Annotated in this window: 22 protein-coding genes; 12 read left to right on the top strand and 10 right to left on the bottom strand. The window is 44.1% G+C overall.

Annotated features, from left to right (window positions below; genetic code table 11):
- Nucleotides 1-345 precede the first annotated feature (345 nt).
- The 4 genes from HRT75_RS09375 to HRT75_RS09360 all read left to right on the top strand — a co-directional run bounded on the left by HRT75_RS09375 (nt 346) and on the right by HRT75_RS09360 (nt 5,720).
- Nucleotides 346-2,193: a fasciclin domain-containing protein gene (locus HRT75_RS09375; protein WP_291185644.1), complete on the top strand. Its 1,848-nt coding sequence runs from the start codon at nt 346-348 to the stop codon at nt 2,191-2,193.
- 133 nt (nt 2,194-2,326) lie between these two features.
- Nucleotides 2,327-3,388 (top strand): hypothetical protein, encoded by a 1,062-nt coding sequence (locus tag HRT75_RS09370; protein WP_291185642.1) that lies wholly within the window; start codon nt 2,327-2,329, stop codon nt 3,386-3,388.
- A gap of 114 nt (nt 3,389-3,502) precedes the next feature.
- Entirely contained in the window at nt 3,503-4,831 is a 1,329-nt protein-coding gene (ffh, locus tag HRT75_RS09365; RefSeq protein ID WP_291185641.1) for a signal recognition particle protein, read from the top strand.
- Between the two features lie 13 nt (nt 4,832-4,844).
- Complete coding sequence (locus HRT75_RS09360) at nt 4,845-5,720, top strand: bifunctional 5,10-methylenetetrahydrofolate dehydrogenase/5,10-methenyltetrahydrofolate cyclohydrolase (protein WP_291185638.1); 876 nt, start codon at nt 4,845-4,847, stop codon at nt 5,718-5,720.
- Here HRT75_RS09360 and HRT75_RS09355 read toward each other — a convergent pair.
- From HRT75_RS09355 to HRT75_RS09340, 4 genes are read right to left on the bottom strand one after another with little or no spacing between them, the layout of a single operon-like run.
- Complete coding sequence (locus tag HRT75_RS09355) at nt 5,717-7,339, bottom strand: class I SAM-dependent methyltransferase (protein WP_291185635.1); 1,623 nt, start codon at nt 7,337-7,339, stop codon at nt 5,717-5,719. The genes HRT75_RS09360 and HRT75_RS09355 overlap by 4 nt on opposite strands.
- A gap of 57 nt (nt 7,340-7,396) precedes the next feature.
- Nucleotides 7,397-7,822, bottom strand: a complete 426-nt coding sequence (locus tag HRT75_RS09350; RefSeq protein ID WP_291185633.1) for a VOC family protein — start codon at nt 7,820-7,822, stop codon at nt 7,397-7,399.
- Nucleotides 7,822-8,394: a hypothetical protein gene (locus HRT75_RS09345; RefSeq protein WP_291185630.1), complete on the bottom strand. Its 573-nt coding sequence runs from the start codon at nt 8,392-8,394 to the stop codon at nt 7,822-7,824. The genes HRT75_RS09350 and HRT75_RS09345 overlap by 1 nt, the downstream gene beginning before the upstream one ends.
- 14 nt (nt 8,395-8,408) lie before the next feature.
- Nucleotides 8,409-9,941: a helicase HerA-like domain-containing protein gene (locus HRT75_RS09340; protein ID WP_291185627.1), complete on the bottom strand. Its 1,533-nt coding sequence runs from the start codon at nt 9,939-9,941 to the stop codon at nt 8,409-8,411.
- 87 nt (nt 9,942-10,028) lie between these two features.
- Between HRT75_RS09340 and HRT75_RS09335 the strand changes: the two genes are divergently transcribed.
- Together HRT75_RS09335 and HRT75_RS09330 are read left to right on the top strand one after the other, a co-directional pair.
- Nucleotides 10,029-10,532 carry a Rid family detoxifying hydrolase gene (locus tag HRT75_RS09335; RefSeq protein ID WP_291185625.1) on the top strand — a complete coding sequence of 168 codons (504 nt, stop codon included), beginning with the start codon at nt 10,029-10,031 and terminating at the stop codon, nt 10,530-10,532.
- 90 nt (nt 10,533-10,622) lie between these two features.
- Complete coding sequence (locus tag HRT75_RS09330; RefSeq protein WP_291185648.1) at nt 10,623-11,201, top strand: 7-carboxy-7-deazaguanine synthase QueE; 579 nt, start codon at nt 10,623-10,625, stop codon at nt 11,199-11,201.
- Between the two features lie 56 nt (nt 11,202-11,257).
- Here the strand turns inward: HRT75_RS09330 and HRT75_RS09325 are convergent, their stop codons facing one another.
- Nucleotides 11,258-11,806 (bottom strand): DUF2911 domain-containing protein, encoded by a 549-nt coding sequence (locus tag HRT75_RS09325; protein ID WP_291185622.1) that lies wholly within the window; start codon nt 11,804-11,806, stop codon nt 11,258-11,260.
- Nucleotides 11,807-12,078: 272 nt separating this feature from the next.
- Here HRT75_RS09325 and gyrB point away from each other — a divergent pair, with 272 nt between their 5' ends.
- The 4 genes from gyrB to secDF all read left to right on the top strand — a co-directional run bounded on the left by gyrB (nt 12,079) and on the right by secDF (nt 19,071).
- Nucleotides 12,079-14,019 carry a DNA topoisomerase (ATP-hydrolyzing) subunit B gene (gene gyrB, locus HRT75_RS09320; protein WP_272831822.1) on the top strand — a complete coding sequence of 647 codons (1,941 nt, stop codon included), beginning with the start codon at nt 12,079-12,081 and terminating at the stop codon, nt 14,017-14,019.
- Nucleotides 14,020-14,222: 203 nt separating this feature from the next.
- A complete protein-coding gene (gene mdh, locus HRT75_RS09315) occupies nt 14,223-15,149 on the top strand; it encodes a malate dehydrogenase (protein ID WP_291185617.1) in 927 nt (308 codons plus the stop codon).
- A gap of 132 nt (nt 15,150-15,281) precedes the next feature.
- On the top strand, nt 15,282-15,875 hold the full coding sequence (locus HRT75_RS09310; RefSeq protein WP_291185614.1) for a hypothetical protein: 594 nt from the start codon (nt 15,282-15,284) through the stop codon (nt 15,873-15,875).
- 169 nt (nt 15,876-16,044) lie between these two features.
- A complete protein-coding gene (gene secDF, locus HRT75_RS09305) occupies nt 16,045-19,071 on the top strand; it encodes a protein translocase subunit SecDF (protein ID WP_291185611.1) in 3,027 nt (1,008 codons plus the stop codon).
- A 62-nt stretch (nt 19,072-19,133) separates the two neighbouring features.
- Here secDF and HRT75_RS09300 read toward each other — a convergent pair whose 3' ends face one another.
- The 5 genes from HRT75_RS09300 to folE all read right to left on the bottom strand — a co-directional run bounded on the left by HRT75_RS09300 (nt 19,134) and on the right by folE (nt 23,092).
- Nucleotides 19,134-19,619 (bottom strand): DUF192 domain-containing protein, encoded by a 486-nt coding sequence (locus HRT75_RS09300; protein WP_291185608.1) that lies wholly within the window; start codon nt 19,617-19,619, stop codon nt 19,134-19,136.
- A 1-nt stretch (nt 19,620) separates the two neighbouring features.
- On the bottom strand, nt 19,621-20,556 hold the full coding sequence (gene lgt / locus HRT75_RS09295) for a prolipoprotein diacylglyceryl transferase (protein ID WP_291185606.1): 936 nt from the start codon (nt 20,554-20,556) through the stop codon (nt 19,621-19,623).
- Between the two features lie 61 nt (nt 20,557-20,617).
- Nucleotides 20,618-20,887 carry a membrane protein insertion efficiency factor YidD gene (gene yidD, locus HRT75_RS09290; protein ID WP_291185646.1) on the bottom strand — a complete coding sequence of 90 codons (270 nt, stop codon included), beginning with the start codon at nt 20,885-20,887 and terminating at the stop codon, nt 20,618-20,620.
- Nucleotides 20,888-20,898: 11 nt separating this feature from the next.
- The gene (gene cysS / locus HRT75_RS09285; RefSeq protein ID WP_291185603.1) at nt 20,899-22,371 is read right to left on the bottom strand and encodes a cysteine--tRNA ligase; all 1,473 of its coding nucleotides are present in this window, start codon (nt 22,369-22,371) and stop codon (nt 20,899-20,901) included.
- 40 nt (nt 22,372-22,411) lie between these two features.
- A complete protein-coding gene (gene folE, locus HRT75_RS09280; RefSeq protein WP_291185600.1) occupies nt 22,412-23,092 on the bottom strand; it encodes a GTP cyclohydrolase I FolE in 681 nt (226 codons plus the stop codon).
- A gap of 169 nt (nt 23,093-23,261) precedes the next feature.
- On the opposite strand from folE, the gene HRT75_RS09275 reads away from it, so the two are divergent.
- Both HRT75_RS09275 and HRT75_RS09270 read left to right on the top strand, forming a co-directional pair.
- Complete coding sequence (locus HRT75_RS09275) at nt 23,262-23,678, top strand: hypothetical protein (RefSeq protein WP_291185597.1); 417 nt, start codon at nt 23,262-23,264, stop codon at nt 23,676-23,678.
- A gap of 81 nt (nt 23,679-23,759) precedes the next feature.
- Nucleotides 23,760-25,105, top strand: a 1,346-nt coding sequence (locus tag HRT75_RS09270) for a PKD domain-containing protein (RefSeq protein WP_291185594.1), incomplete at its 3' end; no start/stop codon positions are given.

Here is a 25,105-nt window from a genome sequence, read left to right as displayed (position 1 = left end):
CACGACCGCGCTACCTTTAACGGTATTGTGGATCTATTAGATGAGGACATGATCGCTCAAATCCAATATCCTGTCCAGGTAACCATCTTTGAAGGTGAAACCCTTCAAATCGATTCAGATGAGGATCTAAAATCCATCATCAACACCAACCTCAATTTTTGCGAATAATTCGCGATTTTCCATAATTTATGATGTAACATATTGATATTCAGAATTTTAATTGTTTAATCTTTGATTTAAAAAGTTAAACAAAATGTTAAAGTTCTATTAATTTCGGTTTTTTTGGTAGTACTTTGTGTTGTGCTGTTGTTGTATAGACAAATGTATTACACCAAAAAAAATCACATGAAAAACGTATTCAAAATTTCACTAATCGCGTTACTGACAGTAACGCTATTTGCGTGTAACAACGACGACGACAACTCTAACCCGATCGACCCGGGAACTGACGTGAGTATCGCCGAGTTTGTTGCCAACAACGACGACTATTCTTCCTTAGAGGCTGCGCTTGAGGCTGCAGGTCTAACAGAAACATTGAGTGCAGGTGAGTTCACCGTATTCGCACCAAACAACGCTGCTTTTGAAGCTTTCTTAAATGCTCAAGGATTTGCAGCTTTAGGCGATGTGCCAGTAGATGTTTTGACTAACATTCTTTTAAACCACGTAGTAGCGGGAACTAATGAGTCTTCAGATCTTATTACTGGTTATGTATCTTCATTAGCAACAGAAGCTACCTCTGGAGCTAATTTGAGCCTTTTCATCAACACCGCATCTGGTGTTAATGTAAATGGTGTTTCTAACGTAACTACTGCAGACATCGCTGCTTCTAACGGAGTGATTCACGCTGTTGATGCAGTTATCGGAGTAGCTAACGTGACCACACAAGCCATAGCCAACCCTGACTTTTCAATTTTAGTTGATGCTTTGATCGCTGCTTCTGACACAGATTTAGATTATGTAGCATTGCTATCAGGATCAACCAGTGCACCTTTCACAGTATTCGCTCCAACAAATGAAGCTTTCGTAGACCTATTAAATGCTTTAGGGTTTGCTTCTTTGGACGATGTACCTCAAAGCGCGCTACGTACAATCTTAAATTACCACGTATTGGCTTCTGCCAATGTACGTTCAGGTGACTTAGAAGACGGACAGACCCCAACTACATTTGAAGGATCAACTTTTGAGATCAGCCTTGACGCTGGAGCTCAGGTGATCGATGCTACCGGAGTACCGTCTAACATTATTGCTGTTGATGTACAAACAGGAAACGGAGTGATCCACGCTGTGGATAAAGTGTTGTTGCCAATGGCTATCGCTGACGGTGCTGCACCAACATTAACGGGATTGGCGTACACTAACCCAGCATTGACCAGCTTGTTTGCTGCTTTGAAAATTACAGGATTGGATGCTGTTCTTGCCGACCCAAGCGCTGACTTTACCGTATTCGCTCCAACAAACGATTCTTTCGCAGCTTTCTTAGACGCTGCTGGATTCAACAATATTGATGAGGTTCCTGTTGAAGTATTGACTCAAGTAGTATTGAACCACGCAATTAGCGGTTCATTATTTGCTGCTGATCTTACTACTTCTTACGGAAACACACTAGCTACTTTTGGAGATACTGATGCCAACTTGAGCATCTACATCAACACAGACAGTGGCGTAACTCTTAACGGACAATCTTCAGTGATCATTCCTGACGTGACTGCTACTAATGGTGTAGCTCACGTTGTTGACGCTGTAATCGGATTGCCAACTGTAGTAACTTTCGCTACTGCAGACGCTACTTTCGGAACACTAGTTGCCGCTTTGACCAGAGATGATCAGCCAGACTTTGTAAGTGTTCTTTCTACAGGAAACGGTGCAGAGCCTGCTCCATTTACTGTATTCGCTCCAACAAACGACGCCTTCGGTGATCTTTTGACAGAACTAGGAGCTTCAAGCTTAGATGATATTGACGGTGCTACATTGACTGCTACCTTGAACACACACGTGATCGCAGGGGCCAATGTACGCGCAGAAGACCTTGTAAGTGGTTCAGTTGGTACCCTAGGGGCAGATATTGAGATCGATGCTTCTAACGCGACTATTACAGATTTGAACGGTCGTGTTATTAACATCATCGTAACGAATGTGCAGGCAGCGAACGGTGTAGTTCACGCTATTAATAGAGTGATCTTGCCAGAGCTGTAACTGTTCATATTTTAATTGTTTAGTTAGTTGATGAAAGCCGTCTCTGCCACACTTCTACAGGCAGGGGCGGTTTTTTTATGTGCTTTTTGAAGCAACCTTTTAGTGTTTACTGTACTAGAGATAAAACCTAGTTATGAAGCACTTTTTTCTTTTTCTCTTCGCCGCAGCGACCTTAAGCTGTGTAAACGAACCACTCAATATTGATCCTGTAGCTCAAGGCGATCTTATTGAGGAATCTTCAGAATTGTTCCAATTTTTAGCGCAGATCACTGAAGATGAATCTGCTCAAACTAGTGTCACCTGTATTGACTTTATTTATTCTTTTGTCGTTTATGTTTTCGATGAAGAGGACGAATATGTTTCGGCTACTCGTGTAGGTAATGATCTTCAGTTTTGGCAATTCCTATTGAATATTCCAGAGGAGCATTCCGTAGGGATCAGTTTTCCGATTCAAGCGACCTTAGAAGATGGAACCCTCTTTGAGATCAATTCTGCCGATGAGTTAGCCCAGAGCATTCAAGGGTGTATAACCGAAATTCAACAAGAAGTGCTCGGTGGTGTTGCTGAGGCCTTTAAGCAATGTGGATGGGAAGTGAGAGCTGTGGATGGCAATGAACCCGATCAATACGAATTCAGTGTTTTTGAAGTCACCCCGAGCGGAGGTGTAGTGTTCTACGACGCGGGATTAGGTTCTCCGGGAGCCTGGATCTTTTATTTCATTGCGAATCAGCTCCATATGAATATCAATCTTGACGGAGTTAATGATCCTATTGAGGAGAATTGGAACAAAGATTGGATCGTGACCTTTTACGGCGAGAATACCCTGCAGATCATGCGCGATGAACTTACTTATGATCTGAATAAGATCTGTGAACCAGAGATCTACTGTACCACCTTATTCTTTGAGGAATGTGTTTCAGATGATGACGATCCGCTACCGCCGTTCACCGCTAATTTTGAATTTGAGAATTACAGCCGCTGCATCGGCTTGATCACAGAAAAGCCCTTAGAAGAAGGCTATAGCTTTGACTATTTTGAAACTGAGGCAGATGCAGAAGCCAATGTAAATGCCTTGCCCCAAGACGGATATACCAATATTGAAAATGCCCAAACGATCTACGTACGGATTACAGACCCGACTGATGTGGAGTTCGAGTTGGTGGAGATCACCATTTTGGCCTCGTTATGTGAATGATTTTTTAAGAATCAGCCAAACGAAAAGACGACCCTCTGCGGTCGTCTTTTTGCGTTTAAGAGGCTTGTCCAACTTCAGGCAAAAATGTACCTTTGCCCTTTACCAATTTTAGCAATGTTTGATAATTTAAGTGATAAGTTAGATAAAGCCTTACACGTGCTCAAAGGGCACGGTCAAATTACAGAAGTAAACGTGGCCGAAACCTTAAAGGAAGTACGCCGAGCGCTTTTAGATGCGGATGTCAACTACAAGATCGCCAAGGACTTTACCAATACGGTGAAAGAGAAGGCCTTGGGTCTGAATGTATTGACTACTCTTCAACCGGGCCAGTTGATGGTCAAATTGGTGAAAGATGAGCTTACAGAGCTCATGGGTGGCGACGCTGCCGGAGTTAATTTGAGCGGAAACCCTTCTGTGATTTTAATGTCTGGATTGCAGGGTAGTGGTAAAACGACCTTCTCTGGAAAACTCGCCAACTTCTTAAAGACCAAAAAATCTAAAAAACCTTTATTGGTTGCCTGTGACGTTTATCGTCCGGCGGCAATTGATCAGCTTCACGTTGTAGGAGATCAGATCGGGGTAGAGGTATATTCAGACCGCGGCAACAATGACCCAGTGTCTATTGCAACAGCGGCCATTGCACACGCCAAATCCAACGGTCACAATGTGGTTATTGTGGATACCGCAGGTCGTTTGGCAGTGGATGAAGAAATGATGACCGAGATCGCCAATGTACACGCAGCGATCAAGCCAGAAGAAACCCTTTTTGTGGTGGATTCCATGACCGGTCAAGATGCTGTAAATACAGCAAAAGCCTTTAACGATCGTTTGAATTTTGACGGGGTGATCCTCACCAAATTAGATGGTGATACTCGTGGTGGTGCGGCCATCTCTATTAAGAGTGTGGTCAACAAACCGATCAAATTCATCGGTACGGGAGAGAAGATGGAGGCCATTGATGTCTTCTATCCTTCACGTATGGCTGATCGTATCCTGGGGATGGGAGACGTAGTGTCTTTAGTGGAACGCGCTCAAGAGCAGTTTGACGAAGAAGAGGCCCGTAAACTCCAAAAGAAGATCGCTAAGAACCAATTTGGTTTTGACGATTTCTTAAAGCAGATCCAGCAGGTAAAGAAAATGGGGAATATGAAAGACCTCATTGGAATGATCCCTGGAGCAGGAAAGGCATTAAAGGATGTGGATATTGATGACGATGCATTCAAACATATCGAGGCCATTATTCACTCCATGACTCCAGAAGAGCGTTCCAATCCTGCACTGATCAACGCCAGTCGTAAAAAGCGCATCGGGAAAGGTTCCGGTACTTCTGTACAGCAGGTGAACCAACTGCTCAAGCAATTCAATCAGATGAGTAAGATGATGAAGATGATGCAAGGTGGTGGCGGTCGTAAGATGATGCAAATGTTGGGCAAACAACGATAATACTTTTAAACATATGATACTACTAGACGGACGCAAGTGCAGTAACGAGATCAAAGATGAGATCAAAGAGCAGGTAGATGCTCTAAAGGCCAAAGGCCAAAAAGTACCGCACCTCGCAGCAGTCTTAGTAGGAAACGACGGAGCTTCGCTTACCTATGTAGGTAGCAAGGTTCGCGCTTGTGAACGCGTAGGTTTTGAATCTACTTTGATTCGCTTGGATGAAGAGACCACAGAAGAGGTTCTTTTAAAGACCATTGAAAACCTGAACAATGATGATGAGATCGACGGATTCATTGTACAGCTTCCATTGCCCAAGCATATTGATGAAGAGAAGGTTCTATTGGCGGTAGACCCAGACAAAGATGTTGACGGTTTTCACCCGACCAACTTTGGACGCATGGCCTTGGACATGGAGAGTTTTATTCCAGCCACTCCTTTTGGCATTATGGAATTGCTCCGCAGAAATGAGGTGGACACTCAAGGAAAGCATACTGTAATTATTGGACGCAGTCATATTGTAGGTCGCCCAATGAGTATCTTGATGAGTCGTAAAGGAAGCCCTGGGAATTCAACAGTTACCCTAACGCATTCCAGAACCCAAAATATTGAAGAGTACATTAAATCCGCAGATATTGTCATCTCTGCTTTGGGTGTGCCTGAGTTTGTAAAGGCCGATATGGTCAAAGAAGGCGCTGTGGTGATCGATGTGGGAATTACCCGAGTGCCTGATGAATCTCATCCAAAAGGTTATGTCATCAAAGGCGATGTTGAGTTTGATGGGGTAAGTGCCAAGTCCTCACACATTACTCCTGTCCCTGGCGGTGTAGGTCCTATGACCATTGCGATGCTGTTGCAAAATACCTTGCTAGCACGCGCTAGAAAAGCTTAATCGCTTCCATTTTTGGTGAGGTAATTAATGCTCACTGTTGCCAATTCATTATTCGGATATTTGGAGAAATACTTCGGGTCACTTTGTAAGCCTAAGCGCTCGATGACCTTGGTAAATACATCGAGTTCCACAATAAACTGATCGGAAAATCCGTGGGTGGCATCATAAGCCGTGGCTGCGGGCTTTCCTATATTCTTTGCAGTAATTTTCGGATCCAAGGTGTGTAATTCAATCACCAATAGCCCAAACTTTTCTATATAAGGCAGCCAGTCTGCCATATGCTCATAGAGGTTCTGTTCCACAGCCGCATTGCTGAGTTTCTCTCCCCGATGGGCATAGGCTCCAGTACTGCTGCTTTGATGCTCCGGTTCCTGTTTAGGGATCGACCAGGGTCTGTTGTGATCCAAAAAGGTACGTACGTTCAAAAGATCTGCGAGCTCAATATCATAACTGGCTTGAATGTCTTTTTCTAGGGTTTCGGGATCGGCAATATCACCCCAAATGACCTTAGCCCAAATGTCTGCTTTGATCAAATTGGCTCGGGTCACTTTTAAAGCCGCTTTGTTGAAATCCACTCCGACCAAGAACAGCGGATATTCTTCCAACATTTGCCCTCGGCGGGTCCGTTGTTCAATCACATCAAAAAGATGGATCAAAAAGGCACCGTTCCCGCATCCCATATCTAGGATTCCCTTGGGTTGCTGTGCAATGGGTTTGTTGAAAAGCTCAATGATGATCTCGTCGATCTTTTTAAAATAAGCAGAGTGTGCGCCACCGCTTCCCCAAACGTTCATTTCTCTATTTACATGGATCTCTGGCGTATTGGGCATATCACTGCGGAGTAAGGCAGCGTTTCCAAACAAAAGGTCATCCATGCGTCTAAAGGTGGGGAGGTAAGAAACGGTTACCCCATAGGCGGTAGAACGTCGTGCAAAAAACAGGCCTTTGTTGGTGAATTTATAATGTCCATTTTGTTTGCTAAACCAACCGATATGGGTCAAAAAGTCTAAGATCTTGCTGAAGTTTTCTGGGTCTTCATGGAACTCGTCTGCACCAAAGGAAGCCTCCATAAAGTATTTATGGAACATTCCGTCCATGCCCAGCATCACGGTAATAGGCCCCACTAAAAGTCCTTCTATATGCAATTTGATCTGCTGGTCAATTTCTTGCTCTAAGGCCGTTTTGCCGTTACCGTCGTAATCGCCCTTCTCATAGCGCTTAAAGATTCTGTTTAAAGCGGCTATAGTTTCTAAGTCAAAACTGCGTGGATGAAACTCTTCTGCAGTTTGCAAAAAATCTACCACATCGGCATAACGTGAAAAGGCCTCAAAAGCATAAGCGCTTTGGTCATTGCATTTTATACTAATGGATTCATCTGCCGGATCGAGCGCATAGGATATCCAGCCTTGAGAGGCTAAAACACGCAGTGCTACGTTCATATAACCCTCATTACCGCCAACTTGAGCATTCAGGGTATCAAGCGTAGTATTTTGGAGTTCTAGAAGTTGGGTGAGAACACCTTTCTGGAATAGGGAATAGGCAACAGGAGCAGTAACAATACCGTCTAAATGACGGAACAATTCACTGCGGTATAAGCGCTTTTCTTCTGCTGATAACATAGAGCGGGTTTTGTAGTAAATATAAAGAAATACCCGCGCGCTCTGTTTTTGGAGGCGTTAATCTATTGCAAAAAGCTGTGAAAGGTCTTTGAAGGCTTTAAATTCTAAAGCATTTCCCGCGGGATCTAAAAAGAACATTGTAGCCTGTTCTCCCGGTTCACCTTTAAAGCGAACATAGGGTTCAATGATAAATTCAATAGCTTCTGCTTGGAGTCTAGCAGAAAGCGCTTCAAAGTCTTCTAAGGTTAAAACAACACCAAAATGTGGAACGGGAACCGCCTTGCCATCTACGGCATTGGTATGGAGGTCTTCTGCGGATTTCTCCTTGTAGTGAATCACCAATTGATGTCCGTAGAAATCAAAATCTACCCAATGATCGCTGCTTCGGCCTTCTCTACAACCCAGCACGTCGCGGTAAAAACTGCGACATGCATCCAGGTTGTGTACGGGTATAGCGAGGTGAAAGGGACGCAAATCGCTCATTACTCTGCGCTATTGTCTTCTTTGTCCCAATTCATCATCATGAATTTGAACTTAGCTGTTTCTGGAATCTGAGTCGCCTCAATTTTGTTGGAAGTGTAACGCAGACTTTCGGGTAGCTGGTCTTTGTCAATCACCACATAAACATCAGTTTCATTGAGGTTCACTACAACAGAACTCAAAGTAGAGTAGATGTCAGAAACGGTGTAATTGTCCTTAATGGTTTTGTAGGTTCCATCTGCACTCAATCCTTTCGCAGTCTTGTAACGTGGATCCACAATACGAATGTTTTGAATGGTGTTGGTATCTGCTTTTGGAGTATGCGGAGTAAGAACCAACAGCAGGCTTCCGGCCTTGTCGTAGATCTCTACATCACCGCCGGCAACAATTTGATCCTCATTAACGGCAATTTTAACTACAGAGTCCAAAGCAAAAACCGAATCGAGTTGTTTTACTTGTATCGTTTTGCTGAGGTTTCCGATCTGACCTTGGTCAATCAAGAAGGGGTCTTTTTCTGTATTACAACTTACTAAGGTAAGCGCTACCACTGCAGCAGCGAGCCAAAAATTACGCATGTTTATCTTTTTAATTACTTGATTAGTTTTCCTAAAATTCCCAATACCGAACGGATCACCGTAGGGCTGGTCAATACTTTTACCACCGGATTCTGTCTGCTTGAGCGACGGCTGCTTGAGCGTCTGCTGCTGCTGGATCTGCTGGTTTCTTTTTTCTCCTTTTCAGCCTTGGCGCGGGTTTCTTCGCGTTCAGCCACTTCAATTTTTTCGTTGAGCATCTCGTATGCGCTCTCGCGATCGATCTCCTCGTTGTATTTTTTAATGAGTTTGGAGTTATCGATCAACTCTTTGAGCTCATCGTCCTCCAAAACATCCATACGACTCATAGGCGCTCTGAGCATAGTAGCCGCTAAAGGCGTCGGAATACCTTTCTCATTCAAAGCAGTTACTAAAGCTTCTCCAATTCCTAAAGACGTCAAAACCTCGTCTGTTTTGTAATAGTCCGAGAGCGGATAGTTTTCAGCAGTTAATTTGATGGCTTTGCGATCCTTAGCGGTAAAGGCGCGCAAGGCGTGTTGGATCTTAAGACCCAATTGGCTCAAAACTGCTTCAGGTACGTCCGTTGGATTTTGCGTTACAAAATACAGTCCCACTCCTTTAGAACGGATTAACTTTACAATAGATTCAATCTGATCCAAAAGGGCATCACTGGCTTCCTTAAAGATCAGGTGTGCCTCATCGATGAAGATCACCAATTCTGGTCGGCCACTGTCTCCTTGTTCTGGAAAGGTGGAATAGATCTCTGCCAAGAGGGAAAGCATAAAGGTGGAGAAGAGTTTTGGGCGGTCTTGAATATCGGTCAAGCGAACTACGTTGATATAACCCATTCCGTTTTCATCCACACGCAGCAAATCGTCCGTATCAAATGACTTCTCACCAAAGAACAGATCTCCGCCTTGTTGTTCCAATTCAACCACACGTCTTAGGATAGCTCCCGTAGATGCTGGAGAAATACGTCCGTATTCATCAGCGAATTCCTTTTTGCCTTCATTGGTAGAATATTGCAAGATCTTCTTGAAATCCTTCAGGTCTAAAAGCGGTAATTTATTGTCATCACAATATTTAAAGATGATCGAGATGATCCCGGCCTGCGTTTCTGAAACGTTTAGGATTCGCGAAAGGAGCACCGGTCCAAACTCACTTACGGTCGCTCGTAATCGAACTCCGTCCTGTTCAGAGAGTGAAAGGATCTCCACAGGAAACTTCTTGGCTTCAAAAGGAAAGCCGATTTTCTCGTGGCGTTCGTCAATCTTAGGGTGCCCGGGACTCGGTTGCGCAATCCCAGAAAGGTCACCCTTCATGTCCATCAACAGCACAGGTACACCATGGGCGGAAAGATTTTCTGCCACGATTTGCAGCGTCTTTGTCTTACCCGTTCCCGTAGCTCCGGCAATCAAACCATGACGGTTCATGGTTTTAAGCGGAATTTTAATCAGTGCATTAGTTACCGTTTCGTCATTGAGCATTCCAGCGCCTAGGGTAATGAAATCACCTTTGCACTTATAGCCGTCGTTAATATGATCAAAGAATTCCTGAGTCTGACTCATGCTGATGGATTTTGTGGTAAAAATAGGAATTGTCCTTTAGCTACTGAAATTATTGCTACCTTAATACAATACTATAGCAAATACACTATGAAGATCTATGCTTTAACGTTTTTAACGCTTTTGAGTTTGACTGCTTTTAGCTGCCGAGTCGCCTCAGAAGAAAACCCAACGCCTGATACTCCAAATACTCCAGATGCAGCTGTATCACCCGCATCGGAGTTCCATGCTTCGCATCTTCAAAGTAGGCAAAATACACCTTTTAGTGATGCGGTTCAAGTAGGGAATATCTTTTACCTCTCCGGGCAGATCGGGAGGGATCACGCTGCAGGTAAGTTAGTGGAAGGTGGAATTGAAGCAGAGACCCGTCAGACCTTAGAGAATATCAAAGCGGTACTGAATCATCACGGAATGGATATGAGCAATGTGGTCAAAGCCTTGGTCATCTTGGACGATATTGAAGACTTTGCAGCTTTTAATGCGATCTATACCACCTATCTGCCTCAAAAACCAGCTCGGACCACCTTTGCTGCTGAAGCCTTGGCTGCAGGAGCTAAAATTGAGATCGAGGTGATTGCAGTTAAAAGCGAATAAATAAGGTCAGTTGCCGGGCAATGCATATCTTTGCCGCCTGTGGATCCACAAGTAAAAAAAGAAGTAGACTTAGGCATACAGTTGCCGCTCATGGAAGCCTTTTATACCATTCAGGGAGAGGGCTTTCACAAGGGGACAGCTGCCTATTTTGTGCGCATTGGAGGCTGTGATGTTGGCTGCCATTGGTGCGATGTAAAGGAGAGTTGGAACGCGGAGCTACATCCGCCTACCCCGACCCAAGATATCGTCTCAGAAGCGCTAAAACACAGCGACACGGTTGTTGTGACAGGTGGTGAACCGCTCACTTGGAACATGGAGCCGCTCACGTCAGCTCTAAAGGAACGCGGCGCTAAGGTGCATATTGAAACTTCAGGGGCTTATGAATTGACCGGGCAGTGGGATTGGATCTGTTTGTCTCCGAAGAAAATAAAACTTCCCCTCAAACCAATCTATAAAGAGGCTGACGAACTAAAAGTAATTATCTACAACAAGCACGACCTTCAGTTTGCAGAGGAGCAAGCCGCTCAAGTAGGGGAGCAATGTATCTTATACATGCAGCCTGAATGGAGTGTGCGTGATAAGGTGATGCCACTGATTGTGGATTACGTAATGGCCAATCCAAAATGGAAGGTTTCCTTGCAGACCCACAAGTATTTGAACATTCCCTAAACAGTATAAAAAAACACCGCTCAAGGCGGTGTTTTTATTTTTATAGGATCGGGGAATTATCCCTTCTTGAAAGGAACTGTCACGCGCACTTTGTCCCAGCCCATGTGAAGATCCACACCGCCTTCACCTTCTGTGAATAGCATGCTGAACTCCTCAACGCTGTCTGAGCCCATAGTTGCTGCTACATTAGCACGAGCTACGTCGTTCTCTTGCTTGTAGAAATAAGCACCCCATGCGTTAAGATCGCTGTTGATGATAACGGTCCACTCGTTCTCACCAGGAATGGTGAACAAAGAGTAAGTTCCTGCAGGAATTTTTTTGCCGTCAAGGGTCATGTCTACGTAAAAAGTGATCTCCGCACATTCGTTAGCTCCTGTACGCCAAACTTCTCCGTTTGGAGCCAATTTAGCTAAACTACGTCCTTTGAGCTGTGGACGGCTGTATTGTACTTTCACAAGCTTGTTAGCGTCGCGGTAGTTGTCTGGATAAGAGGCTACATCCATTGGAGACTTGTCAAGACCTTTGAAGTCTTGTGCATTTAGGTTCCCAGCGGCAACGAATAAAAGGCTAAAAGCAAGGCCTTTAAGGATAGTTTTTAGTTTCATGATTTTTGGTTTTATGTTAATATTTTGGATTGCTTAACTAAGTGTTAGTCACAAAAATATTCAAAACTTACTGGCCTTTTTAACATTTTATGATTCTTTAAGATTTAGCACGCTGCCAAACACGGATTTACCCTACTCAAAAGAGGGTCTTTTTTTCACAATTTTATGTTAATAACTTAAGGGGTTAAAATCGCTCGAAATACTATATTTTACGGCGGTTTTCGTTATATTTGTTAGTCTTATAAAATCACACAAAAAATCAGCTAACTTTTATGAGTGACGAGCAAAATAAAAAAGGGTATGGTGCAGACAGTATCCAGGCCCTTGAAGGCATGGAGCACGTTCGAAAAAGACCCTCCATGTACATTGGAGATGTGGGCGTTCGCGGACTGCATCATTTGGTATACGAGGTGGTCGATAACTCGATCGATGAAGCTTTAGCAGGCCATTGTGATACCATTGGAGTTTGGATCAATGAGGACAACTCCATTACAGTACAGGATAACGGTCGGGGGATTCCGGTCGATATACATAAAAAAGAAGGTGTTTCTGCCCTAGAAGTGGTGATGACCAAGATCGGAGCCGGAGGTAAGTTTGACAAAGACTCCTACAAGGTATCTGGTGGTCTTCACGGGGTTGGGGTGAGTTGTGTTAACGCACTTTCCGAGCACCTAAAAGCTACCGTTTTCCGTGAAGGGAAAGTGTGGGAACAGGAATACGAGCGTGGAAAGACCTTGTATCCTGTAAAATCCACAGGAACTACAGACCAGCGCGGAACTACAGTAACCTTTAAGCCAGACCCGATTATCTTCACTCAGGTCCTGGAATACAATTACGATACCCTAGCGAGCCGTTTGCGCGAGCTGGCCTTCTTGAATAAAGGAATCACCATTACCATTACCGATCGTCGTCACAAAGACGAAGAAGGGAATGAGATCAGTGAGACCTTCCACAGTACAGAAGGGCTCAAAGAGTTTATCAAGTATCTGGACGATACGCGTGAGCCGATCATTGCAGACGTGATCTCTATGGAAGGAGAGAAGAATGGTACGCCAGTTGAGGTGGCTATGATCTACAACACTTCCTACAGTGAGAATCTGCACTCTTACGTAAACAATATCAACACCCATGAAGGGGGTACGCACCTTTCTGGTTTTAGACGTGGACTTACTACAACACTTAAGAAGTACGCAGATGCTTCTGGGATGTTGGATAAGTTGAAGTTTGATATTTCTGGGGATGATTTCCGTGAAGGATTGACTGCTATTGTTTCTGTAAAAGTTTCAGAACCACAATTTGAAGGACAGACCAAAACCAAACTCGGTAACCGTGAGGTGACCTCTGCGGTTTCTCAGGCGGTTTCTGAGATGTTAGAGAACTATTTGGAGGAAAACCCTCAAGATGCCAAGACTATCGTTCAAAAGGTGATCCTAGCGGCTCAGGCGCGCCATGCAGCGCGTAAAGCTCGTGAAATGGTGCAGCGTAAGACTGTGATGAGCGGTGGAGGGCTACCAGGAAAACTCTCTGATTGTTCTGAGCAGGACCCAGAAAAATGCGAAGTATTCCTTGTGGAGGGAGATTCGGCGGGTGGAACGGCCAAACAAGGTCGCGACCGTAACTTCCAAGCCATTTTGCCGCTTCGTGGTAAGATCTTGAATGTGGAGAAAGCCATGCAACACAAGGTTTTTGAAAACGAGGAGATCCGCAACATCTTTACTGCACTTGGGGTAACCATTGGGACCGAGGAGGACAGTAAAGCTTTGAACTTAGAGAAACTGCGTTACCACAAGATTGTGATCATGTGTGATGCGGATGTGGATGGTAGTCACATTGCTACTTTGATCTTGACCTTCTTCTTCCGCTATATGCGTGATCTGATTGAGGCCGGACACGTCTACATCGCCACTCCACCATTATACTTGGTGAAGAAAGGTGCTAAGAAATCCTATGCTTGGGATGATAAAGAGCGCGACGGTATTGTGGAGAGCTTTGGCGGTTCAGCAACGATCCAACGTTATAAGGGTCTTGGAGAGATGAACGCAGAGCAACTTTGGGACACTACTATGAATCCGGAGTTCAGAACCCTGCGTCAAGTAACAATCGACAACGGAACCGAGGCCGACAGAATCTTCTCTATGCTGATGGGAGATGAGGTTCCGCCGCGTCGTGAGTTTATCGAGAAAAACGCAGTATACGCTAATATCGATGCCTAATTAAAAGGCTTCTCATAAAAGAAAAGAACACCGCCCAGTGCGGTGTTTTTTTATGACTAACACCAATTGCGCTTTGTCGCCCTTTTAAACCGTTGACAGATTGCCAACAGGGTTTTGCTTTAATATTAGGTTAAGGTGCTGCTACAAACTGCTTTATTTCGTAATTTTGCCCAAAATTTAACACCAAATAAAACACATATACTATGAAAGTTACTGTTGTAGGCGCCGGAGCTGTTGGAGCGAGTTGCGCAGAGTACATCGCCATTAAGGATTTTGCATCAGAAGTTGTTCTGTTAGACATCAAAGAAGGATATGCAGAAGGAAAGGCCATGGACTTGATGCAAACGGCTTCTCTTAACGGATTTGATACACGCATTGTTGGAACCACTAATGACTATTCCAAAACGGCTAACAGTGATATCGTAGTGATCACCTCAGGAATTCCTCGTAAGCCAGGAATGACTCGTGAGGAATTAATCGGAATCAATGCTGGGATCGTAAAGTCAGTATCTGCTGCACTTATCGAGCAATCTCCAAATGCAATCATGATCGTGGTGAGTAACCCAATGGACACGATGACGTATTTGACGCACAAAACAACAGGATTGCCTAAGCACCGCATCATCGGAATGGGAGGAGCACTAGACAGCGCTCGTTTCAAGTACCGTTTGGCTGAGGCTCTTGAAGCACCAATTAGCGACGTAGACGGTATGGTGATCGGAGGACACAGTGATAAAGGAATGGTGCCGCTAACGCGATTGGCAACTCGTAACTCTGTTCCAGTAAGCGAATTCATCTCAGACGAACGTCTAGACCAAGTAAAAGAAGATACTAAGGTAGGTGGAGCTACTTTGACCAAGCTTTTGGGAACTTCTGCATGGTACGCGCCAGGTGCTGCAGTAAGCGCTTTGGTACAAGCAATTGCTTGTGATCAAAAGAAGATCTTCCCATGTTCTGCTTTGTTAGAAGGAGAATTTGGATTGAACGATCTATGTATCGGAGTGCCTGTGGTATTGGGTAGAAACGGAATTGAGAAGATCGTAGAGATCGACCTTTCTGATGCTGAGAAAGCACACTTGCAAGAAAGTGCTGCTGGTGTACAGAAAACCAACGGTTTGCTAGAGCTATAATCGCTTTTCGATATAAATATTCAAAGCCGCCTTCGGGTGGCTTTTTTTATGGTTTAAACCCACTTGGAATCGCTTTGATTTTCAATAGGGTAGTGGCTTTTAAAAACCCTTAGAATCCTTTATATTTGGCGCATGAATTCAAAATGGTTTTACGGAGTGCTCTTTGTCCTGCTAGTTTCTCTAGGGGTGCAAATGGATCGTAACTTGCTTTCTAAGCAAGAGATCGCACTGCAATTTACCGAGCAAGGATTCAATCAAGACAACGCAGAGCTCGCGCTTTCAGAGGTTAAAACACAACTTCAAAATGCAGGGGCGACCGACATTCAGATCTTAGAGCTAGAAGCCGGTCAGCTTAAGATCACCTATTCCAGCAAGCTGGGCGTTACACAGATCCAACAGCTACTTATCGATGCAGGTCTGGCCTTGCATCAGCCTTTAGAAGCGCCTCAGACGTCTGACCAAGACCAACTGACGGCCTATCAATTGGACGTTTATGAACTACATGAAAGCGGAACAGACCTTGACATTGAAGGTGCTCCCGTTGTTGAGGTTCAAGTGAAAGAGCATCTAACGGTTCCAACTGGTGCTGGTTTCTTTATTGATGCAAAGATTGATCTGGCTGCTTTGCCTAATGCAACCAAGGTTCAGATCACTTTTGCTAATGACCAATTAAAATCACGTTACGCATATTTACTCCCAGAGGTGCGTGCGGGACCCTTAGCCTAGGGAATATTTTTGGATTGACTTTAGGAGCGTTGATCCAGTTTCCAGACTTCGTTTTTATCGAGGAATCCTACCTCGATCTTTATTACTAAAGTATATATCATATTCATTGTCGGGGTAGACGCTAAGCTTTATATTTGCGCGTTTAAAATCCGACTCAAAAAAAATAATCATGCAAAACAAAGGACTTATAACGGTATTCGCTATACTGTTCGGGTTGGTAAGTATCTACCAACTTTCCTACACTTTCATTTCCGGTAAGGTTGAAGGTGACGCTAAAACCTATGCACAATCCTTGTTGCCAGAGACCGACCCAGAAGGGCGTGAAGCTTTGGAGACTAAATACTTGGATTCTGTTGCCGATGTACCTGTACTATTCGGGATCGATTACAAATCGGCTAAAGAAAAAGAATTAAAGCGTGGTCTTGACCTTCAAGGGGGGATCAACGTAACGCTACAGATCTCTGTTCGCGATATCCTTAAAGGATTGGCAGACAATTCTGAGCACCCTGCTTTTGTAAAGGCATTGAATGATGCTGACGCGCTACAGGCACAGAGCCAAGACACTTATTTGGAGTCTTTCTTTGAGGCCTTTGAAGCTATTCCTGGTGACAACCAATTGGCGAGCCCAAAGATCTTTGCTAACCGTACCTTGGACGATCTTATCGACTTGGACATGACCAACGATGAGGTGAAGCCTATCTTGCGTCAAAAGATCGATGAGTCTATCGTTTCTGCTTTTGAAGTACTTAGAAAGCGTATTGATAAGTTCGGTGTTACTCAACCAAACATTCAGCGTATTGGGCAGTCTGCACGTATCTTGGTAGAATTGCCAGGTGCTAAGGACATTGAGCGTACTAAAGAACTTTTGACCAGTACCGCACTTTTGGAATTCTGGGACCTTTACAAGTACGAGAACGTTGCTGCTTATTTGAACGATGCCAATGCTGTGATGGCAAACATCAACAAAAAAGCTGCTGAGACTACAGAAACTGCGCAAGACACTACAGGTCTTGACGAGGATGTATCTAACCTTTTAGGGGGAGACAACGTAGACGGAACAGAAACTGCTTCTGTTTCTACTACGCCATTAAATGACCTTATTGAGAACTTTGGATTCACTGGTGGTGCAACGCTTATGCGTGTTAAACCAGAGAATGTAGAGGCGGTGAACGCTATTTTGAATCACCCTCAAGTGCAAGCGAGAATGCCACAGAGCATTCGTTATACGAAGTTTGTTTGGGGGAACCCAAGTGCAGATCCTACTACTGGAGAAGAGCTTGTTTCTCTTTACGCTCTTAAGCGTGGTTCTGACGGAAAAGCACCACTTAGCGGAGGTGTGATTGTTGATGCTGCTCAAACTTATGACCAGTACAACAAGGTTGCTGTTGATATGCAGATGAACGGTGTTGGAGCCCAAACTTGGGAGAAAATGACGGGTGAGGCATACAAGAATCAAAGCCAGATCGCTGTTGTTCTTGATGATGTTGTATACTCTGCGCCAACTGTAAGTAACGGAGCTATCTCTGGAGGTAGAACACAGATCACTGGAGACTTCACTGTTGTAGAAGGGGAAGACCTTGCGAACGTATTGAGAGCTGGTAAACTTCCTGCACGTGCAGAAATGATTCAAGGAGCGGTTGTAGGACCAACTCTTGGTAAAGAAGCAATTAGTAGTGGTATGATCTCCTTTGGAATTGCCTTGCTATTCGTTTTGATCTGGATGGTATTCTACTACGGCTTTGCTGGACTTTTTGCCGACGTTGCTTTGATTGCAAACATCTTGTTCATCTTTGGATGTTTAGCCGGTATTCCTGGAGCGGTATTGACCCTGCCTGGTATTGCAGGTATTGTACTTACCATTGGTATTTCTGTGGATGCGAACGTACTTATCTTTGAGCGTATCCGTGAAGAATTGCAAAAAGGTAAGGCTCAGAAACTAGCCATTAAAGACGGTTTCAACAACGCCTTGTCTTCCATCTTGGATGCGAACATTACTACAGGTCTAACGGGTATTATCCTTTTGGTATTTGGAACAGGACCTATTAAAGGTTTTGCCACTACCTTATTGATCGGTATTTTGACTTCTTTGTTTACTGCGATCTTCATCACCCGTTTGTTGATTGACTGGTATACTAAGAACGGTAAGAGCTTGAACTTCTCAACGCCTGCAACCAAGAACCTATTCAAGAATGTAAATATTGACTTCCTTGGAAAGCGCAAGATCGCTTATATCATCTCTGGTATTTTGATCGCGATCAGTTTAGGATCTCTTTTCACCAACTCTTTGAATATGGGGGTTGACTTTGTGGGAGGACGTACCTATATCGTGCGTTTTGACAAGGATGTAAATGTAGAAGAAATTTCTAAAGACCTTATTGATGTATACGGTTCTGCGGAAGCTAAAACTTACGGTAGCGACAACCAGCTTAAAATTACTACCAAGTTCAAGGTAGAAGAAACAGGCTTGGAAGTTGACCGTGAGATCGAAGAGTTGCTTTACAACGGATTGAAGTCAAACCTTCCTGCAGATCTGAGCTTTGCTGAGTTCTCTAGTAGCAGTGGTAAAGTAGACAAGCAAGTAGGGGTGATGGAATCCAACAAAGTGAGTCCAACTATTGCGGATGATATCCAACAAGGATCTTTCTTGGCGGTACTCGGATCGCTGATCGTTGTATTCCTATATATCTTATTGCGATTTAGAAGATGGCAGTTCTCTTTGGGTGCAGTAGTTGCGGTATTCCACGATGTACTTATTGTACTTGGAGTATTCTCGCTCACCTATAAGATCATGCCATTCAATATGGAGATTGACCAATCGTTCATTGCAGCGATCCTGACGGTGATCGGTTACTCGCTCAACGATACCGTGGTTGTGTTTGACCGTATTCGTGAATACTTTAACGAGCACTCTACATGGAAGATGGACCGTATCATCAACGGAGCCTTGAACAGTACTTTGAGTCGTACGTTGAATACATCCTTAACTACGTTGATCGTACTTCTTTCGATCTTCTTCTTAGGAGCTGAATCGATCCGTGGATTGATCTTCGCCTTGATTGTAGGTGTGGTAGTAGGTACGTATTCATCGATGTTCATTGCAACTCCAGTAATGTTCGATACTGTGAAAAAACGCGGAATCGACCTTACGGACAAGAATGCTAAAAAAGAGGAAGAGGCAGAAGACCAAGCTGCTTAAGTTCCGCTTAGATAAATTAAAAAAGCCACTCACTCGAGTGGCTTTTTTTTATGCGTTATGTTTTATTGAATTTGCCAGCTGAGGGAATCTCCTGGCTTAATGTTCCATTTGTCAGTGAGGCCTCCGTTGAGTTCCAAAACATATTTGGCGGGCGCTCCAGAGGGCAGCGAGCTAGTATTTAGCGGTTGTGCGTTCTTTTGAATGCTCACTACTTTTTGATCGCTACCCACATAGATAATGTCTAAAGGGAAGCGTGTGTTTTTCATGTAAAAGGCTTGTTGCCGTTCTTCATCCATAATGAAGAGCATGCCCTGCTTTTCTTCCATGCTGTTGCGATACATCAAACCCGTTTGACGTTCATAGTCATTGTCGGCAACCTCAATGTCTATTTGTATGCTGCCAATGCTGTCGGGTTTTACTATGGTCAAATCACCTTCTTTGGTAAAGGAGATCTCTGTTGTGGTCACGGATTTGTTTGCATCCGAAGTATCCTTACAACTACTCAATAGTAGGGCAAGGGTGAATCCGCAGTAAATAATACGTCGCATTTTAAGCTGATTTAGGCGTGTAAATAGTAGGTTTGCGGAACATCAAGTACAAACCAAAGATCACAAAAGGAATGCTCAACAACTGTCCTGTGTTGAGTCCAAAGGTGCTTAAGTATTCGTCTCCCTGAGATTCCTTTAAAAACTCTACAAAGAAGCGTACAGACCAAAGCAACACAAAGAAGAGTCCAAACATATAACCCAGACGCCACTTCTTGTCGGTCTTCCAATAAACGGCTAGCATGATAATGAAGGTGAGCACATAACCCAAAGCTTCATAAACTTGAGTGGGGTGTCTGTAAGGAACAGCCGCCAACACCTCCGCAAATTGCGGATCGTTCACAATAGCGCTGTAGGCCTCACCCACATCTTTCTTTCCAGTAATGGACATTACCTCTCCAGGGTTGAGGTCGTTACGAACCAATTTAACCCCAAAGGCGTAATCTCCGCTGATCTTCCCAACGATCTCTGAATTCATAAAATTCCCGAGACGCACAAAGGCCGCCCCAATGGCAGCTGGAACTGCTATACGGTCAAAGATCCAAAGCACGTTCTTTTGGAGTTTTCTTTTATTGTAAAGGATCAGCGCGATCACCACACCAATAGTTGCACCGTGGCTGGCAAGTCCCTTAAAGCCTGTAAATTCAAATTCTGGAGTAGTTCTTATGGGTAAGAACACTGAGAAGAAGTCTTGTTTAAAGAGTTCTGGTTGGTAAAAGATCACATGGCCCAAACGTGCTCCAAAGAGAATTGCTAGAACCATATAGATGAATAGACTGTCCAGCTTTTCAATATCCTCCCTTTCATTCAAGAAAATCTTCTTCATCAAATACCAGCCTACTACAAAGGCTAAAACATAAGATAAACTGTAGAATCTCAGCGTGAATGAACCGATTTCAAACCCTTCCAATGGGTTCCAGGTAAAACCTAAATAATGCATGGTGGTAGTCTATTTCGCCTTAAAGATAACAAAGCTACGCGGCTCTGCCCTTAAGGTCTTCTTAATTTTCTTGTGTTTCTGAACAGGTTTTACTCGCACAGCATTTGGGAGGAACTGGGTCGTAGCCCGATCCACCCCATGGGTGACAACGACCAATCCTTTTAGCGGCCAACCAACCTCCTTTGAATAAACCATGGGTTTTTAAAGCGTCCACTGCGTAGTGAGAACAGGTAGGTTCAAATCGACAAGTGGCAGGAGTCAATGGAGAAATGATCCATTGATACAACTTGATCAGCAGTAAAAAAGGAGCGATCAGTATTTGCTTGAGCAGCTCCACAGTATTTATTTTAAGGAATAGGTCGTTCCGTCTTTACTGTCTTTTAGCTGAATTCCAGCTTCAGCCAATTGGTCACGAATCGCATCACTGGTTGCAAAGTCTTTATTGGCGCGCGCCTGATTTCTAAGTTCGATGAGCAAGCTGACCGTTTTATCCAACTTATCGGTATCCTCAGCTGTTTTGCCAACCGCTTCCAAACCAAGTACATCAAAGATAAAGTCGTGCATGCTTTGCTTTAAGGTGGCAATGTCTGCTGCAGTTAAAGTCTGATTTCCTTCAGAAACCGCATGGATGATCTTCGCAGCATCAAACAAATGAGCAATTAAAATCGGACTGTTAAAGTCGTCATTCATGGCATCATAACAAGACTGGCGCCAAGCAGCGATATCAGTGTTAGAGGTATTTCCAGGCTTCAAGCTATCAATCATTGCATAGGCTTCCATCAAACGAAAGTATCCTTTTTCTGAGGCGACTAGCGCGTCGTTTGAGAAATCAAGAATGCTTCTGTAATGCGCTTGATACATAAAGAATTTAGCCACGGTAGGCGCAAAAGCCTTGCTCAGGATATTGTTGTTTCCAGAAAAGAGCTCTTCTGGTAGTATGTTGTTTCCTGTGGATTTAGCCATCTTCTTCCCGTTAAGCGTAAGCATATTGGCATGCATCCAATAGTTCACGGGAGAAGTACCGCAGCAGGCTTCGGCCTGAGCTATTTCCGCCTCATGGTGAGGAAACTTCAAATCCATACCACCACCGTGAATATCAAACTTATCGCCCAAATATTTGGTGCTCATGGCTGTACATTCCAAGTGCCAGCCCGGAAAGCCATCACTCCAAGGAGAGGGCCAGCGCATGATATGTTGTGGCTCGGCTTTTTTCCAAAGGGCAAAATCTTGTGGATTTTTCTTTTCAGATTGACCGTCTAGATCACGAGTATTCGCAATCATGTCTTCCAGTTTACGCCCGCTGAGTTTTCCGTACTCTTGGTCCTCATTAAACTTTTGCACGTCAAAATAAACCGATCCATTTTTTTCGTAGGCGTATCCTTTGTCCAGAATTTCTTGTACAATTTCTTGTTGTTCAATGATATGTCCAGTTGCGGTAGGCTCAATGCTTGGTGGTAAAGCGTTGAACTTGGCCATAGTCTGGTGGAAATCGACTGTGTATCGTTGCACGATTTCCATCGGTTCCAACTGCTCAATTCGCGCTTTTTTCGCGATGCGATCTTCCCCGCTGTCGGCATCGTTTTCCAAGTGGCCAGCATCGGTAATATTGCGCACATAACGCACTTTATATCCCAAATGACGCAGATAACGGAAAACCATATCAAAAGACAAGAAGGTTCGACAATTCCCCAAGTGCACGTTGCTGTATACAGTAGGTCCGCAGACATACATCCCAACAGCGCCGGGTGTTATGGGGTTGAAGACTTCTTTTTCCTTAGTCAAGGAGTTGTAAATGCGTAGTTCTTGCTGGATCATGGAGTGGCCAGTTGATTAAATTTTGTTCCTAAATATGGAACTATTCGAATTTGGTGTCTAAGTTAATGTAATCAAGGAATTCTTTGCGTACTGCCGGATCTTTGAATTTTCCTCCAAACTCACTGGTTACTGTACTGGATTCGATATCTCGAATTCCTCTCGAATTCACACAAAGGTGTTTGGCGTCAATAACACAGGCTACGTCTTCTACACCCATAACCTCTTGCAGTTCCTTAACAATTTGCATAGTCATTCGCTCTTGCACTTGAGGGCGCTTGGCGTAATAATCTACTATGCGATTCATCTTTGATAGGCCGACAACCTTACCTTGAGAAAAATAGGCTACGTGTGCACGACCTACAATCGGTAAAAAGTGGTGCTCACATGTAGAGTAGACCACAATGTTCTTTTCGACCAACATTTCACCGTATTTGTATTTGTTTTCAAAGGTTGAGGCTGAGGGTTTATTGTCAGGGTGCAATCCGCTGAATATTTCATTGACGAACATCTTTGCAACGCGATATGGAGTACCGCGAAGGCTGTCGTCTTTCAAGTCAAGTCCTAAAGTGTCCATGATAATCTTGAAGTGTTCCTCAATGATTTGTATTTTTTCCTTATCACTCATGTCAAAGGCATCAGGACGCATAGGGGTATCCGTAGATGTGCTCACGTGATTGTTTCCTAGTTCCTCGATGTCTCTGAGTTGTTTTTCTAAATCCATAACACGAACATTAATTTCAGACTGCAAAGATACTCAAACCCCTGTTTTTAGATGGAAAGTTATCGTAAAATTGTGCTTAAACCGGTAAACTTAAGGCAGCAAAGTCATAAAATTTTCTTAATTTTCCCGCTTTATATTCCCTGCAATGAAAATTAGAAAAATTTGTTGGGTGAGCCTACTGTTCGCCTTGATCTGCGCGCCGCTGGTATTTGCGCAGACCACCAAACCAAATCCGGGAAATTTTGACCGTTTTGTTCAACAGGTTTATACTGGTGAAGGTCAAAAAACTATTGGCCCGGAAAGCCGCAGATATGCATTCATGAAAGAGTGCTTTGAAAACCGTATTTCTTTTATTACTTCGGATAAGGACAAATTGGCCAATGCTAATTTTACACGTTTGTCTGATATACCCTTGTTCAATCATTACAACAAGGCGTTAATGCGCGATGCAGGGTTTGATCCAGCAACATTCAATCCATTTAAGTACCACCTTGGATTTTATAAGAAGGAAACTCAGGTGATCCATGTAGACGGAACCAATTATCTTATAGTGATTGCACCGCAAACTAGTGCGGCAGATCGCTAAACACAACATCAACTAGCTATGATATGAGAGCCTAAGGCGTAGGTCTGCGGTGCTCATCTTCCGAAAGGAGAAATTAAAATTATGAAAAAAATTACCTTACTACTTCTTGCGCTTATTGGCTGGACGGCAGTTCAGGCGCAGGACATAAACATTCAGGACGGTACCTTCTTCCTTTGTACAGGAACTCTTTATGATACAGGAGGACCGGCAGCTCCCTACAGCAATAACGAAACCATAGTCATGACCCTTTGTTCGGATACTCCGGGTATTGGAATTGAGCTCGATTTTACCTTTTTCAGCACCCAAGCTGGAGTCGACGTACTGACCATTTATGACGGTCCAGATACGGGATCTCCTGTTATTGGAGATTTCTCTGGAACGGCTGGCCCGGGATTTGTCGCCGCGACTGGTGCCTCTGGATGTTTGACCTTGGAATGGAACTCGGATTTTGTGATCAATTCACCAGGTTGGGTTGCAGACATCAGTTGTTGCCAAGTGATCAATGCGGTATTTGACAGTTCAACGCCTCCAGCGGCGCCAGATGGAACTATCAATGCAGCGGTTGGTGAAAATATTACCTTCAACGGAAGTGCAACCTTCTCTATGGACGGTACTGGTGCCACCTATGAATGGGACTTTGGAGACGGTACAACTGCCTTTGGGACAACCGTGAATCACGCTTATGCAGCTTCCGGAGCTTATCCCGTTACCTTGACAGTTACCGATGCAACCGGCTGTACCAATAACAACAATATTGACATCACCGCGCTGATCGGCTTTGGGGGTGCAGACCCTGGAAACCTCTTTGTAGATGCAGGACCAGACGTAACCCTTGATTGTGGTTCTGGTGGTAGTGTCACCTTGGTTGCAGATTTTCAAGAGATCTTTGAAACATTTAGTACCGATTATACCGTATCACCGATTGTTTACAGTCCGCCTTTCCCGTTCGATGGCTTAGCAAATTCCATTGATATTTCTACGGATGATACCTGGTCTGGGGTAGATACCCTGCCTTTTGAGTTCTGTTTCTTCGGAAACTTGGAGCAAGAGTTCCAGGTAGGATCAAACGGGGTATTGCGTTTTGATGTAGATCCTGGAGATGCCGGTAACGGCTGGGCTTTTACAGAAGACCTTCCGAATAACACCAATGAAACTCTTGGAGAGGCCAATATTTTCTCTCCGGTTCACGATATCTTCCCGGGAGTAAATCCTGCCAATGAAATTGGTTATGAGGTTTTGGGTACTTTCCCAAACAGAGCCTTGGTAGTTTCTTTCTACGAGGTGGCCATGTTCTCTTGTACCGATCTGAACGCTACTCATATGATCGTGATCTATGAGTTCTCTAACATTATTGATATTTACATTCAAGACAAGCCTTCATGTCCAGGTTGGAACGGGGGTAACGCAGCAGTTGGGATTCAAAACAA

Source organism: Gilvibacter sp. (assembly GCF_013214815.1).
Lineage (GTDB): Bacteria > Bacteroidota > Bacteroidia > Flavobacteriales > Flavobacteriaceae > Gilvibacter.
This window is presented reverse-complemented; position numbering and strand designations above follow the sequence as displayed.

Coding starts and splice junctions, on each gene's coding strand:
- HRT75_RS09375 (WP_291185644.1), top strand. CDS start 346: ATGAAAAACGTATTCAAAATTTCACTAATCGCGTTACTGACAGTAACG.
- HRT75_RS09370 (WP_291185642.1), top strand. CDS start 2,327: ATGAAGCACTTTTTTCTTTTTCTCTTCGCCGCAGCGACCTTAAGCTGT.
- ffh (WP_291185641.1), top strand. CDS start 3,503: ATGTTTGATAATTTAAGTGATAAGTTAGATAAAGCCTTACACGTGCTC.
- HRT75_RS09360 (WP_291185638.1), top strand. CDS start 4,845: ATGATACTACTAGACGGACGCAAGTGCAGTAACGAGATCAAAGATGAG.
- HRT75_RS09355 (WP_291185635.1), bottom strand. CDS start 7,339: ATGTTATCAGCAGAAGAAAAGCGCTTATACCGCAGTGAATTGTTCCGT.
- HRT75_RS09350 (WP_291185633.1), bottom strand. CDS start 7,822: ATGAGCGATTTGCGTCCCTTTCACCTCGCTATACCCGTACACAACCTG.
- HRT75_RS09345 (WP_291185630.1), bottom strand. CDS start 8,394: ATGCGTAATTTTTGGCTCGCTGCTGCAGTGGTAGCGCTTACCTTAGTA.
- HRT75_RS09340 (WP_291185627.1), bottom strand. CDS start 9,941: ATGAGTCAGACTCAGGAATTCTTTGATCATATTAACGACGGCTATAAG.
- HRT75_RS09335 (WP_291185625.1), top strand. CDS start 10,029: ATGAAGATCTATGCTTTAACGTTTTTAACGCTTTTGAGTTTGACTGCT.
- HRT75_RS09330 (WP_291185648.1), top strand. CDS start 10,623: ATGGAAGCCTTTTATACCATTCAGGGAGAGGGCTTTCACAAGGGGACA.
- HRT75_RS09325 (WP_291185622.1), bottom strand. CDS start 11,806: ATGAAACTAAAAACTATCCTTAAAGGCCTTGCTTTTAGCCTTTTATTC.
- gyrB (WP_272831822.1), top strand. CDS start 12,079: ATGAGTGACGAGCAAAATAAAAAAGGGTATGGTGCAGACAGTATCCAG.
- mdh (WP_291185617.1), top strand. CDS start 14,223: ATGAAAGTTACTGTTGTAGGCGCCGGAGCTGTTGGAGCGAGTTGCGCA.
- HRT75_RS09310 (WP_291185614.1), top strand. CDS start 15,282: ATGAATTCAAAATGGTTTTACGGAGTGCTCTTTGTCCTGCTAGTTTCT.
- secDF (WP_291185611.1), top strand. CDS start 16,045: ATGCAAAACAAAGGACTTATAACGGTATTCGCTATACTGTTCGGGTTG.
- HRT75_RS09300 (WP_291185608.1), bottom strand. CDS start 19,619: ATGCGACGTATTATTTACTGCGGATTCACCCTTGCCCTACTATTGAGT.
- lgt (WP_291185606.1), bottom strand. CDS start 20,556: ATGCATTATTTAGGTTTTACCTGGAACCCATTGGAAGGGTTTGAAATC.
- cysS (WP_291185603.1), bottom strand. CDS start 22,371: ATGATCCAGCAAGAACTACGCATTTACAACTCCTTGACTAAGGAAAAA.
- folE (WP_291185600.1), bottom strand. CDS start 23,092: ATGGATTTAGAAAAACAACTCAGAGACATCGAGGAACTAGGAAACAAT.